Origin of the sequence: Marinobacter sp. W-8, assembly GCF_044342215.1 — a bacterium.
In the GTDB taxonomy this organism is placed as follows: Bacteria; Pseudomonadota; Gammaproteobacteria; order Pseudomonadales; family Oleiphilaceae; genus Marinobacter; species Marinobacter nauticus.
In genome coordinates this window covers 2,249,380-2,264,116 of sequence record NZ_CP172297.1, presented here as the reverse complement: position 1 = coordinate 2,264,116, position 14,737 = coordinate 2,249,380, and the positions used below count along the sequence as shown (strand labels likewise).

General features: G+C 57.1%; 13 protein-coding genes, 3 tRNA genes and 1 pseudogene. 11 read left to right on the top strand and 6 right to left on the bottom strand.

Annotated features, from left to right (window positions below; genetic code table 11):
* Window positions 1-26 precede the first annotated feature (26 nt).
* The 5 genes from ACF8YQ_RS10560 (at window position 27) to ACF8YQ_RS10540 (ending at window position 2,080) form a co-directional block, all read left to right on the top strand.
* Window positions 27-1,265 carry an aspartate kinase gene (locus ACF8YQ_RS10560; protein ID WP_396621345.1) on the top strand — a complete coding sequence of 413 codons (1,239 nt, stop codon included), beginning with the start codon at window positions 27-29 and terminating at the stop codon, window positions 1,263-1,265.
* 172 nt (window positions 1,266-1,437) lie between these two features.
* Window positions 1,438-1,635 carry a carbon storage regulator CsrA gene (gene csrA, locus ACF8YQ_RS10555; protein ID WP_011784483.1) on the top strand — a complete coding sequence of 66 codons (198 nt, stop codon included), beginning with the start codon at window positions 1,438-1,440 and terminating at the stop codon, window positions 1,633-1,635.
* Between the two features lie 126 nt (window positions 1,636-1,761).
* Window positions 1,762-1,851 (top strand) — tRNA-Ser (locus tag ACF8YQ_RS10550).
* A 55-nt stretch (window positions 1,852-1,906) separates the two neighbouring features.
* Window positions 1,907-1,983, top strand: a tRNA-Arg gene (locus tag ACF8YQ_RS10545).
* A 20-nt stretch (window positions 1,984-2,003) separates the two neighbouring features.
* A tRNA-Arg gene (locus ACF8YQ_RS10540) sits at window positions 2,004-2,080 on the top strand.
* A gap of 99 nt (window positions 2,081-2,179) precedes the next feature.
* On the opposite strand, the gene ACF8YQ_RS10535 is transcribed toward ACF8YQ_RS10540, so the two are convergent.
* On the bottom strand, window positions 2,180-2,716 hold the full coding sequence (locus tag ACF8YQ_RS10535) for a DUF2058 domain-containing protein (protein ID WP_396621344.1): 537 nt from the start codon (window positions 2,714-2,716) through the stop codon (window positions 2,180-2,182).
* Window positions 2,717-2,820: 104 nt separating this feature from the next.
* Here ACF8YQ_RS10535 and dbpA point away from each other — a divergent pair, with 104 nt between their 5' ends.
* The 4 genes from dbpA (at window position 2,821) to ACF8YQ_RS10515 (ending at window position 7,849) form a co-directional block, all read left to right on the top strand.
* On the top strand, window positions 2,821-4,194 hold the full coding sequence (gene dbpA / locus ACF8YQ_RS10530; protein WP_396621343.1) for an ATP-dependent RNA helicase DbpA: 1,374 nt from the start codon (window positions 2,821-2,823) through the stop codon (window positions 4,192-4,194).
* Window positions 4,195-4,419: 225 nt separating this feature from the next.
* A complete protein-coding gene (locus ACF8YQ_RS10525; RefSeq protein ID WP_011784486.1) occupies window positions 4,420-4,671 on the top strand; it encodes an OadG family protein in 252 nt (83 codons plus the stop codon).
* Window positions 4,672-4,713: 42 nt separating this feature from the next.
* The gene (oadA, locus tag ACF8YQ_RS10520) at window positions 4,714-6,501 is read left to right on the top strand and encodes a sodium-extruding oxaloacetate decarboxylase subunit alpha (protein ID WP_396621342.1); all 1,788 of its coding nucleotides are present in this window, start codon (window positions 4,714-4,716) and stop codon (window positions 6,499-6,501) included.
* Between the two features lie 13 nt (window positions 6,502-6,514).
* Window positions 6,515-7,849, top strand: a complete 1,335-nt coding sequence (locus ACF8YQ_RS10515; protein WP_011784488.1) for a sodium ion-translocating decarboxylase subunit beta — start codon at window positions 6,515-6,517, stop codon at window positions 7,847-7,849.
* A 58-nt stretch (window positions 7,850-7,907) separates the two neighbouring features.
* Here the strand turns inward: ACF8YQ_RS10515 and ACF8YQ_RS10510 are convergent, their stop codons facing one another.
* The 3 genes from ACF8YQ_RS10510 to imuA are packed head-to-tail and all read right to left on the bottom strand — an operon-like array spanning window position 7,908 to window position 13,144.
* Window positions 7,908-11,027: an error-prone DNA polymerase gene (locus tag ACF8YQ_RS10510; RefSeq protein ID WP_396621341.1), complete on the bottom strand. Its 3,120-nt coding sequence runs from the start codon at window positions 11,025-11,027 to the stop codon at window positions 7,908-7,910.
* Window positions 11,027-12,448 carry a Y-family DNA polymerase gene (locus ACF8YQ_RS10505; RefSeq protein ID WP_396621340.1) on the bottom strand — a complete coding sequence of 474 codons (1,422 nt, stop codon included), beginning with the start codon at window positions 12,446-12,448 and terminating at the stop codon, window positions 11,027-11,029. Before ACF8YQ_RS10505 ends, ACF8YQ_RS10510 begins: the two co-directional genes overlap by 1 nt.
* A gap of 3 nt (window positions 12,449-12,451) precedes the next feature.
* Entirely contained in the window at window positions 12,452-13,144 is a 693-nt protein-coding gene (gene imuA / locus ACF8YQ_RS10500) for a translesion DNA synthesis-associated protein ImuA (protein ID WP_011784491.1), read from the bottom strand.
* A gap of 127 nt (window positions 13,145-13,271) precedes the next feature.
* Between imuA and ACF8YQ_RS10495 the strand changes: the two genes are divergently transcribed.
* Window positions 13,272-13,610: a 4a-hydroxytetrahydrobiopterin dehydratase gene (locus tag ACF8YQ_RS10495; RefSeq protein ID WP_226597920.1), complete on the top strand. Its 339-nt coding sequence runs from the start codon at window positions 13,272-13,274 to the stop codon at window positions 13,608-13,610.
* A 32-nt stretch (window positions 13,611-13,642) separates the two neighbouring features.
* Window positions 13,643-13,918: a YrhK family protein gene (locus ACF8YQ_RS10490; RefSeq protein ID WP_014421871.1), complete on the top strand. Its 276-nt coding sequence runs from the start codon at window positions 13,643-13,645 to the stop codon at window positions 13,916-13,918.
* On the opposite strand, the pseudogene ACF8YQ_RS10485 reads toward ACF8YQ_RS10490, so the two are convergent.
* Both ACF8YQ_RS10485 and ACF8YQ_RS10480 read right to left on the bottom strand, forming a co-directional pair.
* Window positions 13,915-14,238, bottom strand: a pseudogene (locus ACF8YQ_RS10485) (tyrosine-type recombinase/integrase); the annotation flags it as partial. The gene ACF8YQ_RS10490 and the pseudogene ACF8YQ_RS10485 sit on opposite strands and share 4 nt — an antisense overlap.
* On the bottom strand, window positions 14,192-14,377 hold the full coding sequence (locus ACF8YQ_RS10480) for a phage integrase N-terminal SAM-like domain-containing protein (RefSeq protein ID WP_396621339.1): 186 nt from the start codon (window positions 14,375-14,377) through the stop codon (window positions 14,192-14,194). The pseudogene ACF8YQ_RS10485 and the gene ACF8YQ_RS10480, both read right to left, overlap by 47 nt.
* Window positions 14,378-14,737 lie beyond the last annotated feature (360 nt).

Genomic DNA, 14,737 nt, shown 5'->3' with positions numbered 1-14,737 from the left:
ACACCCCGTTTCGGAGTTTGGGAAACATGGCTCTGCTGGTTCAGAAATTTGGTGGTACGTCCGTCGGGACAACCGAGCGGATTGAAGCGGTAGCTGACAAGGTCTGTCGGTTCCGCAAAGAAGGGCACGATGTCGTGGTTGTGGTTTCGGCCATGAGCGGTGAAACCAACCGTTTGATTGCGCTCGCCAACGATATTATGGATGACCCTACCCCCCGTGAGATGGACGTTCTGGTTTCCACCGGCGAGCAGGTGACCATTGCCCTGTTGTCCATGGCACTCCAGAAGCGGGGCTGCGATGCCCGGTCCTACACCGGTTCCCAGGTCAGGATTCTCACCGACAGCAGCCATACCAAGGCCCGTATCAAGCAGATTGATGAGCAGCGCATGCGGGAAGATCTGGATGCCGGTCGGGTGGTTGTGGTAGCCGGCTTCCAGGGCATTGATGACAACGGCAATATCACCACGCTCGGCCGTGGCGGTTCTGACACCACGGCGGTTGCCCTGGCGGCGGCACTGAAAGCCGATGAATGCCAGATCTATACTGATGTAGATGGTGTTTACACAACTGACCCCCGGGTAGTGGACAGTGCCCGCCGGTTGGAGCGCATTACATTTGAAGAAATGCTCGAGATGGCTAGTCTGGGTTCTAAGGTACTCCAGATTCGCTCAGTTGAGTTTGCAGGTAAATACAACGTTCCATTAAGGGTGTTGTCCAGCTTTCAGGAAGGCGAGGGCACCCTGATTACTTTTGAGGATGAGAACGCCATGGAACAACCGGTTGTTTCCGGCATTGCTTTCAATCGTGACGAAGCCAAGCTGACGATCTCTGGTGTGCCCGATACACCGGGCAGCGCACTGCGGATTCTCAAGCCCGTCAGTGATGCTAATATCGAAGTAGATATGATCGTTCAGAACGTGGGCGAGGATAACAAGACTGCCTTTACGTTTACGGTGCATCGCAACGATTTCAAACGGGCCCAGGAAGTGCTGCGCGGTGTTACCGCCGAGCTGGGTGCCGGTGAAGTGGGTGGAGATACCAAGATCGCGAAGGTCAGCATCGTGGGCGTGGGTATGCGCTCCCATGCGGGCGTTGCAACCAAGATGTTTGAAGCACTGTCCAATGAGGGCATCAATATTCAGATGATCTCCACGTCAGAAATCAAGATTTCGGTGGTGATTGATGAGAAGTATCTCGAGCTTGCCGTTCGCGCACTGCACAGTGCGTTCGAGCTGGATAAAGCCGGGGTGGAGGAGAGTGCCTGAGGCGGGAAGTCTCAGATGCTCTCTGATTAAGGTCATTGAAGATAGCTATCAGGATTCAGGTAAGTATAAGTATTTCTGCGTCTTTAGTGTCTGAAGTGATCTCATTATAAAAGCAATAAGTAAACAGTAGTGTTTGTCGGAACAGGTAGCTCTGGAATAGGGAGTAAGGGATATGTTGATTTTGACTCGCCGTGTTGGCGAAACCCTGATGATCGGCGACGAAATTACCGTCACCGTTCTGGGTGTAAAGGGGAATCAGGTACGCATCGGTGTGAACGCGCCAAAAGATGTGGCGGTTCACCGCGAAGAAATCTATCAGCGAATTCAATCTGAAAAAGGCTCTGAAGAGCCGGAATCGGGCAATCGTTGATCAGTTAAAAAGCCGTTCGAGGGTAACCCGGACGGCTTTTTTGATTGTGGGGAAAATCGGCCAGAAAAAAGTCGTGTCAACCCTATGAAAACAGAAAAATTATGGTAGTATACGCCCCGTTCTCAAGGAGAGGTGGGTGAGTGGCTGAAACCAGTTCCCTGCTAAGGAACCGTACGAGCAATCGTACCGAGGGTTCGAATCCCTCCCTCTCCGCCATTTTCTCCCCGGAGAGAAGTGAGAATAGTTGAGGTAGCACTCAACGTTGCGATGCGCGGCTGTAGCTCAGCTGGATAGAGTACCTGGCTACGAACCAGGCGGTCGGAGGTTCGAATCCTCCCAGCCGCGCCAACATCGCAAATCAGTTTCAAGCGGCTGTAGCTCAGCTGGATAGAGTACCTGGCTACGAACCAGGCGGTCGGAGGTTCGAATCCTCCCAGCCGCGCCATATTAAAGTTAAAGCGCCTCAGTTCGCATGCTATGTGGGCTGGGGCGTTTTGCTATAAAAAATAAAATCCCCCGCCTTGTGCGGGGTTTTTTATTGCCTCTACCACATCAAATCGTCGGGGATTTCATACCCTGCATACGGGTCGTCTTCGCCTGCGTCATCCTGTTTACGATCATGCATTGAGATGATGGCGTTCTCGTCGCGCTCCATAATCTTCCGGGCTACCCTGTCCGGGACAATCTCATAGTTGTCACCCAATGCCACGATGGCCAGTCGGCCGCGAGAGAGTTGGTCAACCATCTGGTCGTCCACCAGAATCTTCTTGATTTTCTTGCCGTCGACAAACTGGTAGGAGGTTTCGCCGCGGCTCCGGTCCAGGCGATTGGTTTCAATCAGCTGGCGAATCTGCGCCTGAATTGCCTTTTTCTCAGCCTCTTGCTTGCGCTCAAGGTTGAGCTGCCGATCCCGCTCGGCTTTTTCCTGGCGGGTCTTGCGGGCGCGCTCTTCGGCTTCGTTTACAACCGTGGCGCCTTTGGGCTGTTGTTTTCTCTGTTTTCGTTTTTCATTTCGTACTTCCCGGGCTTTCTTTTCGTCTGCCAGCCCGGCCTTTAATAACTGTTCCTGCAGTGAGGCCATCAGTGACTCCGTGAATTCATGATAAACTGGTACGATCAAACGTTAAGTATACGCCGTCAGCATTCTCTCAATAACCCATCACAACCCACCCCACGGATTTTTCTATGTCATCTTTTAAAGCGCTTGGCCTTTCCGCGGCCATGCAGGCCAATCTTGATCAATTGGGTTACCAGCAACCCACGCCGGTTCAGGCAGAGGCGGTTCCGCTTGCGTTGGCGGGCAAGGACGTGATTGCCATGGCGCAAACCGGCAGCGGCAAGACAGCGGCGTTCGGGATACCGATTATCGAGACCATCGATCCGCGACGCTTCCAGGTTCAGAGTCTTGTTCTTTGTCCCACCCGGGAACTGGCGGATCAAGTGGCCAAAGCGTTGCGAGAGCTGGCACGGGCCAAAGATAACGTGAAGGTGCTGACGTTGTGTGGTGGTGTGCCTATCGGCCCCCAGATCGGGTCGCTCAGCCATGGCGCTCATATCGTCGTGGGCACTCCCGGCCGGGTAGATGACCACCTGCGCAAAGGTACGCTTTCGCTGGATGGCTTGAAAGTGCTGGTGCTGGACGAGGCGGACCGCATGCTGGATATGGGGTTCGAGGAGGTGGTCACCAGTATCGTTTCCCAATCTCCTGGCGGCAGGCAGACGCTGCTGTTCTCCGCCACCTGGCCGCCGGCAATCAGAAAGCTGAGCGAGCAATTCCAGAGCAAGCCGGAAGACGTGCGGGTGGAATCAAAAGCGGCCACCATCACCATTGAAGAATCCTTTTACGAAATCCAGCCGGACCAGCGGGCGGCCGCAGTGGCAGCACTGCTTTCCCGTTTTCAGCCGGTGTCGTCTCTGGTGTTCTGTACCACCAAGCGGGACTGTGATGAGCTGTCGGATGAGCTGGGTCGTCTTGGGTTATCGGCATTATCGCTACACGGCGATCTGGACCAGCGCGAACGGGACAGCGCTCTGGTTCGATTTGCCAACCATAGTTGTACGGTTCTGGTGGCTACCGATGTGGCGGCAAGGGGGCTCGACATCAAAGGGCTACCGCTGGTCATCAATGCCGAGCCTGCGCGGGATCCCGAGGTACACACCCATCGGGTGGGCCGTACCGGCCGGGCAGGGGAGCAGGGGCATGCGGTTACCCTTTGCACCCCGCGCCAGGGCCACAAGATTACGCGCCTGGAAACGGAGCGGGGCGAGCCGGTGTTGTGGGGTGATACCGAAGCGTTGCTGGCGGAGGCGTTGCGCCCGGTTACGCCGGCCATGAAAACGCTGTGCCTGGCTGGCGGTCGCAAAGACAAGGTGCGCCCCGGCGATGTGATGGGGGCTCTCACCGGCGAGGCTGGTATTCCCGGCGCTGCAGTCGGCAAAATCGATCTGTTCGACTTTCAGTGTTTCGTGGCGGTTGAATCCCGGTGGGCGGCCCAGGCGCTGGCGCGGCTGGAGAAAGGCAAGGTGAAAGGCCGGAAATTCCGGGTTAGATATGCATGATTAGAGCTGGGTAAGATTGTCTCAACAGCTGTCATTTCAGGCCGGGACGCTCGGAAAGTCCCTATAGAAATGCGTGCTTCAGGTTGCTCCTGGTCATTGAAAACGGTAAATTACGCAGGATTTTGCCTCCCGAATTGTTCCGCCGGGCCATTAGACTTTAGTTTTAGTGGTGGCTTGTCGGGCGGTACGGGGAAATCAACAAACCAATACAGGTAGCTGTTCGATATGAATGAGCTGATGTCACAAGCCGTAGACTTGATGATTGCCGGCATGGGCTTCGTGTTCGTGTTCCTGATTATTCTGGTATTCGCGACCGGCCTGATGTCCAAAATCATCCTGCGGTTTGCGCCGCCAGAGCCGGCAACCCCGGCCAGAACGCCACGTGCCAAGCCGAAGGCGCCCACGTCGGTTGACCCTGACACCGCCGAGGCCATCAAGAAGGCGATTGCACAATACCGGTCACGCCACAAGAAGTGACCCCGGTACACGATTAGAACCTTTTAACAGAAGGCTGACACGATGACTGACACGAAAAAACCGCTGGGGATTACGGACGTAATTCTGCGTGACGCCCACCAATCCCTGCTCGCCACCCGCATGCGTCTGGACGACATGCTGCCAATCGCCGAGAAACTCGACAAAGTGGGTTTCTGGTCGCTGGAATCCTGGGGCGGGGCTACCTTTGATGCCTGTATCCGTTACCTGGGCGAAGACCCCTGGGAGCGCATCCGCGAACTTAAAAAAGCCATGCCCAATACTCGCCAGCAGATGCTTCTGCGCGGCCAGAACCTGTTGGGCTATCGTCACTATGCGGATGATGTGGTTGACCGTTTCTGTGAGCGTGCCGCCGAGAACGGCGTAGACGTGTTCCGTATTTTTGATGCCATGAACGATCCCCGCAACATGGACCGCGCGATTAAGGCCGTTCGCAAGACCGGCAAGCATGCCCAGGGTACGATTGCTTACACCACCAGCCCTGTGCACACCATCGATATGTGGGTAGATCTGGCGAAAGAAGTCGCCGACATGGGCGCAGATTCCATCGCGATCAAGGACATGGCTGGTATTCTCAAGCCGTATGTGGCCTATGATCTGGTCAGCCGCCTGAAGAAAGAGCTGGATATCCCCATCCACATGCAGTGCCACGCCACCACCGGCATGTCGACCGCCACCGCCATCAAGGCTGCGGAAGCCGGTATCGATAACGTGGATACTGCTATTTCCTCCATGAGCATGACCTATGGCCACTCGCCCACCGAGGCGCTTGTGGCCATTCTGGAAGGTACCGATCGTGACACCGGTCTTGATCTGAACCTGCTGGAAGAAATTGCCGCCTATTTCCGCCAGGTGCGCAAGAAGTACGCGAAGTTTGAGGGCAGCCTGCGCGGCACTGATTCCCGCATCCTGATTGCTCAGGTACCGGGCGGTATGCTGACTAACATGGAAAACCAGCTGCGTGAGCAGAACGCAAGCGACAAGTTTGACCAGGTGCTGGAAGAAATTCCCAAGGTTCGTGAAGACCTGGGCTTCATTCCGCTGGTGACCCCGACCTCGCAGATTGTCGGCACCCAGGCGGTACTGAATGTTCTGACGGGCGAGCGTTACAAGTCCATCTCCAAGGAAACCTCCGCCATTCTGAAGGGTGAGTACGGCGCAGCGCCAGCCCCCATGAACAAAGAGCTGCAGGAGCGTGTTCTGGATGGCAAGGAAGTCATGACCTGTCGTCCTGCAGATGTGCTTGAACCGGAAATGGACAAGCTGACCGACGAGCTCAAGAAGCTGGCGGACGAGAAGGGCATCAAGCTGGCCGACAATCTTGAAGACGACGTGCTGACCTACGCGCTGTTCCCACAGATCGGCCTGAAGTTCCTGGAGAACCGCAACAACCCGGATGCGTTCGAGCCGGTCCCGACCGCAGAAGACGCCGCACCGGCCAAGAAAGCCGCGGGCCCGGAGACTTACACCGTTGAAGTTAACGGCAAGAAGTTTGTGGTGGCGGTTTCTGAAGGTGGCGAGATTACCCAGATCCAGGGTGACGGTGGCACCGCGTCTGCTCCGGCCGCTTCCTCTGCACCTGCTCCGGCGGCAGGCGAAGGCGAGCCTCTGGTGGCGCCGCTGGGCGGTAACATCTTCAAGGTTCTGGTTTCCCCGGGTGACACCGTTGAGGAAGGTGACGTGCTGATTATCCTCGAAGCCATGAAGATGGAAACCGAGGTTCGCGCACCGAAAGCCGGTACTATCGGCGAAGTCTTCATCAAGGTCGGTGATGCCGTCTCCCCTGATGATGAAATGCTGACAATCGCATAAGGGCCAGCATTCCATGGATAAATTAATGACACTGTGGACAGGCAGTGGCCTGTTCAACATCGAGCTCGGCCAGGTGATCATGATCGCCATCGGCCTGCTGCTTCTCTTCCTTGCCATTCGCAAGGGTTTTGAGCCGTTGCTGCTGGTTCCCATCGGGTTTGGCGGTATTCTGGCGAATATTCCGGAGGCAGGGCTTGCCCTGACTGCGGCGGAGAACGCCATTCACTTTGCGCTGCAAGGTGGCAAATCCGAGATTCTGGCTGCGCTAGCGGCACCGCTGGACGTCGCTTACCAGGTTGGACAAGCGATTACGCCTGAACTCAAAGACGCGTTCAAGGTGGCGGTTAAAGAAGCCAGTTACTCCGAAATGGCGATGGCTAATTCCATTGCCCAGGATTTCGGCTACGGCAACGGCATGCTCTATAACTTCTACTCTGTGGTTATTGGTAGCACAGTCGGGCCGCTGTTGATCTTCATGGGTGTTGGTGCAATGACGGATTTTGGACCGTTGCTGGCGAACCCCAAGACCATGCTTCTGGGTGCAGCGGCTCAGTTCGGTATCTTCGGTACCGTGATTGGTGCGGCGCTGCTGGATTGGACCGGGGTATTGGACTTCAACATCCTTGAAGCCGCTGCGATCGGCATTATTGGTGGCGCTGATGGCCCCACTTCCATCTATGTAGCGAGCGTGCTGGCTCCGCACCTGCTGGGTGCGATTGCAGTCTCCGCCTATGCATACATGGCGATGGTGCCGATGATTCAACCCCCGATCATGAAGGCTTTGACCAGCGAAAAAGAACGTGCGATCAAAATGACCCAGCTCCGTCCCGTGAGCAAGAAAGAGAAGATCGTCTTCCCTCTGGTTGTTCTGATTGCCGTGGTTCTGTTCCTGCCCGATGCGGCTCCGCTGCTGGGTATGTTCTGCTTTGGTAACCTGATGCGTGAGTGTGGCGTGGTAGAGCGTCTGAGCGATACCGCACAGAACGCGCTGATCAACATCGTAACCATCTTCCTGGGTCTGTCTGTTGGCTCCAAGCTGATGGCCGACAAGTTCCTGGATGGCCAGACGCTGGGTATCCTGGGCCTAGGTATTGTGGCTTTCGGTGTGGGTACCGCTTCCGGTGTACTGATGGCGAAACTGATGAACAAGTTCAGCAAGGAACCGATCAACCCGTTGATTGGCTCCGCGGGCGTATCCGCGGTACCCATGGCGGCGCGTGTGTCCAACAAGGTGGGCCTGGAGGCCAACCCGCAGAACTTCCTGCTGATGCACGCTATGGGTCCGAACGTGGCCGGTGTTATCGGCTCTGCAGTGGCAGCCGGTGTGATGATCAAGCTTCTGAGCTGATCATTCGTACGGTTTGCGTTGAAAAGCCCCGCCTTTGGCGGGGCTTTTTCGTTTTGGGTCAGTGGAAATCCCGGGAGCTGACCGGTAGCGAGTTAATCAGATGGCTCAAGTCAGACAGCTTGCCGGCCATGACATGAACGATATCCCCCTCTTTTTCGATAACTCCTTTTACGTGTAACAACCGGGCGGTGAGCAACGGTTTGCGTTGGCGGCGGGCGGTGTCTAGCCAGACGACGACGTTGACGTTGCCGGTTTCGTCTTCAAGGGTGACGAAGGTGACGCCGGAAGCGGTGCCGGGCCGTTGGCGGCCGGTGACCAGGCCGGCAACTTGTACGGGGATGCCGGGACGGGTGGCTTTGAGTTGGTCGGCGGTGAGGCAATGGCGCAGGTGGCCTTGTTCGCGGAGCAGGGCAAGGGGATGCCTTTGTAGTGTTAAACCCTGGCTGCTGTAGTCGGCCAGTACGTTTTGCCCTTCGGTGGGCTCCGGGAGCAGGTGGCAGGGTTCCGGTGTGTATTCGGTCATGGCTTCGTTAGCGAAGAGCTCGGCGGGTTCTTCGTGTTCGAGCAGTTGCCAGTAAGCCTGGTGGCGGTTGCTGGTGAAGCCGGGCATGGCGTTGGCGCCGGCGAGAAGTTCCATGTCGCTCTGGTTGAGGCCAGCTCGGGTGCGCAGTTCGGCGGCGCTTTGGTAACCGTTTGCCGGGCGGTTCTGGTGGACGCGCTCGGCGCCATTGCGAGACAGGCCTTGAATGATTCTAAGGCCAAGGCGCAGGTGCTGCTCCGGACCTTGCAGGGTGTGCTGCCACTGGCTGTGGTTGACGTCTGGTGGCAGCACGGTAACGTTGTGGCGCCGGGCATCCTGAACCAGCTGGCTGGGCGAGTAAAAGCCCATTGGCTGGCTGTTGAGCAAGGCGCAATAGAATGCTGCCGGATGGTGGCGTTTGATCCAGGCAGAGACGTACACCAGCAAGGCAAAGCTGGCGGCATGGGATTCCGGAAATCCATAGCCACCAAAGCCGCAGATCTGTTTGTACAGGCGCTCGGCGAAGTCGGCATCGTGGCCCCGCTCCAGCATGCCCTGAATCAGTTTGTCGCGGAAAGGTGTCAGATCGCCATGGGATTTCCAGGCCGCCATGGCGCGGCGAAGTTTATCGGCCTCGCCCGCACTGAAACCGGCGGCAACCATGGCCAGTTTGATGACCTGTTCCTGGAAGATCGGCACCCCGAGGGTGCGCTCCAGCACCTGGCGTACGGCATCGTTGGGGTATTCCACCGCTTCCATGCCGTGTTTTCGGCGCAGGTAGGGGTGCACCATGTCGCCTTGTATGGGCCCCGGGCGAACGATGGCGACTTCGATCACAAGGTCGTACCAGGTTTCCGGTTTAAGCCGCGGGAGCATGTTGATCTGGGCGCGGGACTCCACCTGAAAGACACCGATACTGTCGCCTTTTTGCAGCATGGCGTAGGTGGCAGGGTTTTCCTGAGGGACATCCTGAATGGTAAACGGCGTGCCTTTCTCTTCACTGATCAGCGCCAGTGCTTTGCGAATAGCGGTGAGCATGCCCAGGGCCAGGACATCCACCTTCATCAGCCCCAGGCTTTCCAGGTCGTCTTTGTCCCACTGGATAACCGTGCGCCCTTCCATGGCGGCATTCTCGACAGGCACCAGTTCTGAAAGCGGGCCGGCGCTGATCACGAAACCGCCCACGTGCTGGGACAGGTGGCGTGGAAAGCCCAGCAAGGTGTTCACCAGCGTGAAGAACTGATCCGCGACTTTGGGGCTGCGGGTCAGGCCCTTGTCCAGAATCTGCTGGCGCCAGCCGGTGGCCTTGTCACGCCAGTCGATGCCATCCAGCAGCTTCTCCACCAGTGTGGCATCAAAGCCCAGCGCCTTGCCCACATCCCGGATGGCGCTGCGGGGGCGATAACGAATCACGGTGGCGGCCAGGGCGGCCCGCTCACGGCCGTAGCGCTGGTAAATGTACTGAATAACCTCTTCACGCCGTTCGTGCTCGAAATCCACATCGATGTCGGGGGGCTCATCCCGGTCTTTGGAGATGAACCGTTCAAACAGCAGTTCCACATTGGCCGGGTTCACCTCGGTGATGCCCAGGCAGTAACAGACCGCGGAATTGGCCGCGGATCCCCGGCCCTGGCAAAGAATGCCCTGGCGCCGGGCAAAGTCGACGATGTCGTGGATGGTGAGAAAATAGTGTTCGTAGCGCAGTTCGGCAATCAGCTCCAGCTCTTTGCGAATCAGTGCCTGCACCTTCATGGGTGTGCCCGATGGGTAACGCCGCCGTTCACCCTCCCGGGTGAGTCGCGCCAGAAACGATGTGGGTGTTTCGTGTTCCGGCACTAAATCGGGAGGGTATTCATAACGCAGGCTGCCAGGCTCAAAGCTGCAGGCTTCGGCGATTGCCACGGTCTCCCGAACCCAGGGCTCGGGGAATAGTCGCCGGATAACCGGTATCGGGCGCAAATAACGCTCGGCATTCTGAAACAGACAGTGTCCGGCCTGTTCCAGCGTGGTGTGGTGGCGCAGAGCTGTCAGCACGTCCTGTAATGGCTGGCGTTCGCGGCGATGCATATGAACCTGGCCGGTTGCCACCACTGCGCAGCGCATTTGTTCAGCTAACCACCGTACACGGACCAGTTGCTGTTCCTCGCCGGCTTCCAGTGTGCGGGTCGCTGCAAGGCGTAGCCTGTGCTCGAAAATCCGTTGCAGCCATTCGCCGGTGATCAATGCCTGGTGCGCGTTGGTTTGTGATACCAGCGGTGGCAGCCACAGGCAGAGGCAGTGGTCCAGCGAATGGGTTTCGATGTCCCGGGTCAATAACCGGTATTGCCCTTTCTCAGCGCGTCGCCGCCCGGTGGTGATCAATTGGCAAAGCTGACCGTAGCCCTCGCGGGTTCGAGCCAGCAGTATGAACCGGGGTGGGGCAGTGGCGCCCTCGGGAGTATCGCTCAGTTCGAACCAGCTCCCGGTAATCAGCTTTACCGGGCTGTCTTTAAGGGCTGCCCAGGCTCTGGGGATGCCTGCCACCGAACAGGTATCGGTGATGGCAATTGCCCGATAGCCAAGCTCCGCGGCTTGCTCAGCCAGTTCATGAGGATGGGAGGCGCCGGTCAGGAAGGTGAAGTTGCTGAAGCAGAACAGCTCGGCGTAATCAGAATCCATCAGCCAAACCACCCGTGTATGTACCAGCCATCGCGGATATCCCGGAACACCCACGCCAACTGGCCGCTGGACAACTGGGCAATATAGTAGTCACGGTGCACCCGCTGGCCGTCCCACCAGCCAGCACTGATGCGTTCCGGCCCCGAGAACCATCTGGCCGGAGGTTCTGCCAGTGGGTGTGGCGTGGATAACAGCCATAAAGGGCGCGCAGGCAGGCCAGAGACCTCTGGTGTTTCGCTGTGCCTGCTGGCTGGTTTTATGGCGGAGGCTGTCCAGGCAAACTCCGGGCGGTGGTCTGCCCGCGGTGCAAGCTGTTGCAATGCCTCAGTACCAAGGCGGGCCTGTAAACGACTGGCCAGCGTATGCCAGGCTTCATTCAGGTCCTGACCATCGCCCAGGAGGTCCTGGCCAACCGGGGTTTCCCGGCCCAGAAACCGCTTTACCGACAGGGACAGACTGATCACCGGTGCCCGCAGCGGGTGCTGATCCAGTTTCAGGCGCAGCAGTTTCAGAAAACTCTCTGTCCGATGCTCCGGACCAGTCGTTCGCAACGTTAACCGGGTGGCTTCTTCGTGCCGGTGTTGGAGTAAAAGATGCAGGGTATCGGTGTCCTGTTGGCGCCAGCACAGGTCTTCTTCCAGCTCGGTCAGAATCCGCTGCAGCGCGAACAAAAGCCCTTGGGCATGCTCCACTTCCTGAATAAAATCGGCCCGCTGGCGAAATCGGTGCGGGGGGGGCCAGGGCGATTTGGGGTCTGGCCTGGTGCCCTGGGCTTTTTGTATACGTGCCAGCAGCTCCGGGGATAGCCTCCGTGCCAGTTCCCGGGCTGGCAGATTGAAGACTTCAGCCAGCGTATTCAGCCCCAGGCGATGCAGGCGGGTACAGGATTTTTCATCAAAACCTGCAGCCACCAGAGGCAGCTTGCCCAGGGCCGTCAGAATGTGGCCTTTGTCTGCGGTGCACTCGCCTTTGCCTGCTTGCGCAAGGAGCTGAGCCGCCAGTGGCGTATGCCCAAGAGCCAGCCAGGCAGTGAGTTGCCGCTCTGCCAGAGCCTGCTCGACCGTTTGCCAAACGGCGGGAAGCCCGCCATATAGCCGCTGGAGGCTGCTGACTTCAGCCCACAGACCGTGCGGCGGCGACAGGGTAATGTGGGCCGCGTAACGGTATAGCCAGCGGGCCTGCTCTTCCAGCAGATTGGTTTCCTGTTGAGAATCGAGATGCAGAATCACCAGGTCTGGTGCCAGGCCCAGTGCGGTCTTGAGGCGCATGCCCGGCCGAATACCCAGGTGATCGGCTTCTGGACAAACCTGCAGGATAGCCTGCCCGGCAAGATCGACCACCGCAAGTGCGCCCTGAGTTTGCTGGCTGCGGCGAACATGATCCAGCAGCAGGTGAGGGAAGTGCAGATACAGCCACAACATGAATCAGGTGGCTCCATCCTGTGACCATGGCCCCTGAATAACACCAGTGGGGTCGCTGGCCTGAATGCCCGCGCGATGCCCAAGGGCAAGAGTGCAGCGCTGCCCTGGCCAGCTACCACGGCGTTTCAGAATGTTGATCTTGAGATCCTGGTGTTCTCCGGGAATCAATTCCAGCCGAAGCGCGGCCGGTGAATGCTGCTCTGCCTGCCGACGTTCCCGAAACAGAATGCAGACATTGTTACCCGCTTCGGAGGCCAGTTGCAGCCGGCGGATATCCCGGGTGGCCAACTTCCCCGGCCAGGCCATCACCAGGCCTGTGACAGGGGAGCGCAGGCAGTTTTCCAGTGTCCACAGAAAGTCAGCGGAATCGTGAGTTTGAACCAGCACCAGTTGATCGGTATTTACGCCAGCCCTGGCCAGCGCCGGGGCATAAGGTGTGTGGGGCGGGTTCAGCCAGAAAATGGTCTTTCCCTGCCTGGCGACCTTCTGCATAAGCGGAAGTACCAGGTGCAGCTCGCCAATGCCACAGCTGTCCAGCAGGCATTCACTCAAGGCACCCTTGGGCCAGCCGAGCCCACCAAGTTGGTTATCCAGAACCTGATACCCCGTGTGCTCCGCCGGAGAGGCGTGTTTCTGGGGCTTATGACCCTGCCAGATACGGGCATCCTGAAGCAGGTGGTTGAGTGATTTGCTCATGCTTATTTCTCGAGTACTGTTTATATATACAGTATTCGGAAAAAGGGTCGATTTCAACTGCCGGGTTGATAAACGACGGGCGGGCACCCACGATGTGGTTGAAGCCACAAATATAGTGGAGGACGCTATGTCGAATCTTGGCCAGCAAAGCTGCAGCGCCTGCAGTGCCGATGCACCCCAGGTCACGGATGCTGAAAAGCAGACCCTGTTGAAAGACGTGCCTGAATGGCAGTTGATCGTTCAGGATGGGGAAGAGCAGTTACAGCGGGTGTTTACCTTCAAAAACTTTGTCCAGGCCCAGGCCTTTACCAACAAAGTGGCGGACCTGGCGGAAGAAGAGGGCCACCACCCCGCGATACTGTTGGAATGGGGGAAAGCCACCGTACGCTGGTGGACCCATAAAATCGGAGGCCTGCACAAAAACGATTTCATCATGGCCGCCAGAACCGACGAACTTTACTCATAATCGCTTCAAACAGACCGGAAACAGGAAGTGCCATGGACGAACAATCAATGGACAACCCGCTTACCCTGAAACTTGGCCACGAAGAGCTGATCATCCGGCGCCGCTACGAGATGATCAGCATCATCAATGATTTCTTCATCGCCATCTGGTTTCTGGTGGGGAGCATACTCTTCCTGTTTCCGAAGCATGAGACCGCCGCAATCTGGCTGTTTATTATCGGCAGCTTCCAGTTCCTGGTACGGCCCACCATCCGCCTGATCAGCCACATTCATATCCGCCGAATACCAGCGAGTAACTGGGAATCCTAAACGGCCTGGTCAATCGGGCTGCGGACTCCAAAGCCGCCTTTCTGCACAACGTGGGTGTAGATCTCCGTTGTGCGCACGTCTGAGTGCCCGAGTAATTTCTGAATGGTTCGCAAATCGTAGCCAGACTCCAAAAGCCTGCCTCTCCCTTCGCGAACGATCAACTGCTGCATGCCGAAATCGACGTCTTTGACACGTAAGCGAAGAGCTTCGTTAATCCTCAGGCCGGCACCGTAGATCAGCATGGCCACCAGCTTGAACTCGCCCTTCAGATTATCAATTACCCGCCTGGCCTCGTCCGGGCTGAACACAACCGGAAGCCTCGAAACTCCCGACAAAGCACTTGATCCAGAACACATAGGTTTTCTCGGTTTTGTAAGCGAGACCGCGAAGTCGGATAAAATTTCTGAGCCGATCCAGAAAGCGTGTGGATTGCGGAGAAATCGGGCAGCGGATGTCCATATCCTGGCTCCTTAATGATTATGTATAAATATACAGTATTTAATTTTCCGGAATTGTCAATCAAGTATCCAGAAGCGGAGTTATACGAACGCGTTCGCAAAACTCCGGGAAACCAGGGCGAAATGTTGCTAACCTTCTGATAAGTTTGAAAAGGAATATCGGGGCGTGCGGAGTTATACGCCCCCAATCTGGAGCAGGGGTGGCTCGAACACGGGCGTATAACTCCGGCGGTAGCCGTGGTGGATTCAGGTAATCTGCTGATTTTATTGGTGAAGCTGGGGTTTCTGAGAGTCGCGTTTTTTGGAGTTATACGAATGCGTGTTATACGAACGCGTTCGTATAATTAGCTGTTGAACTAAA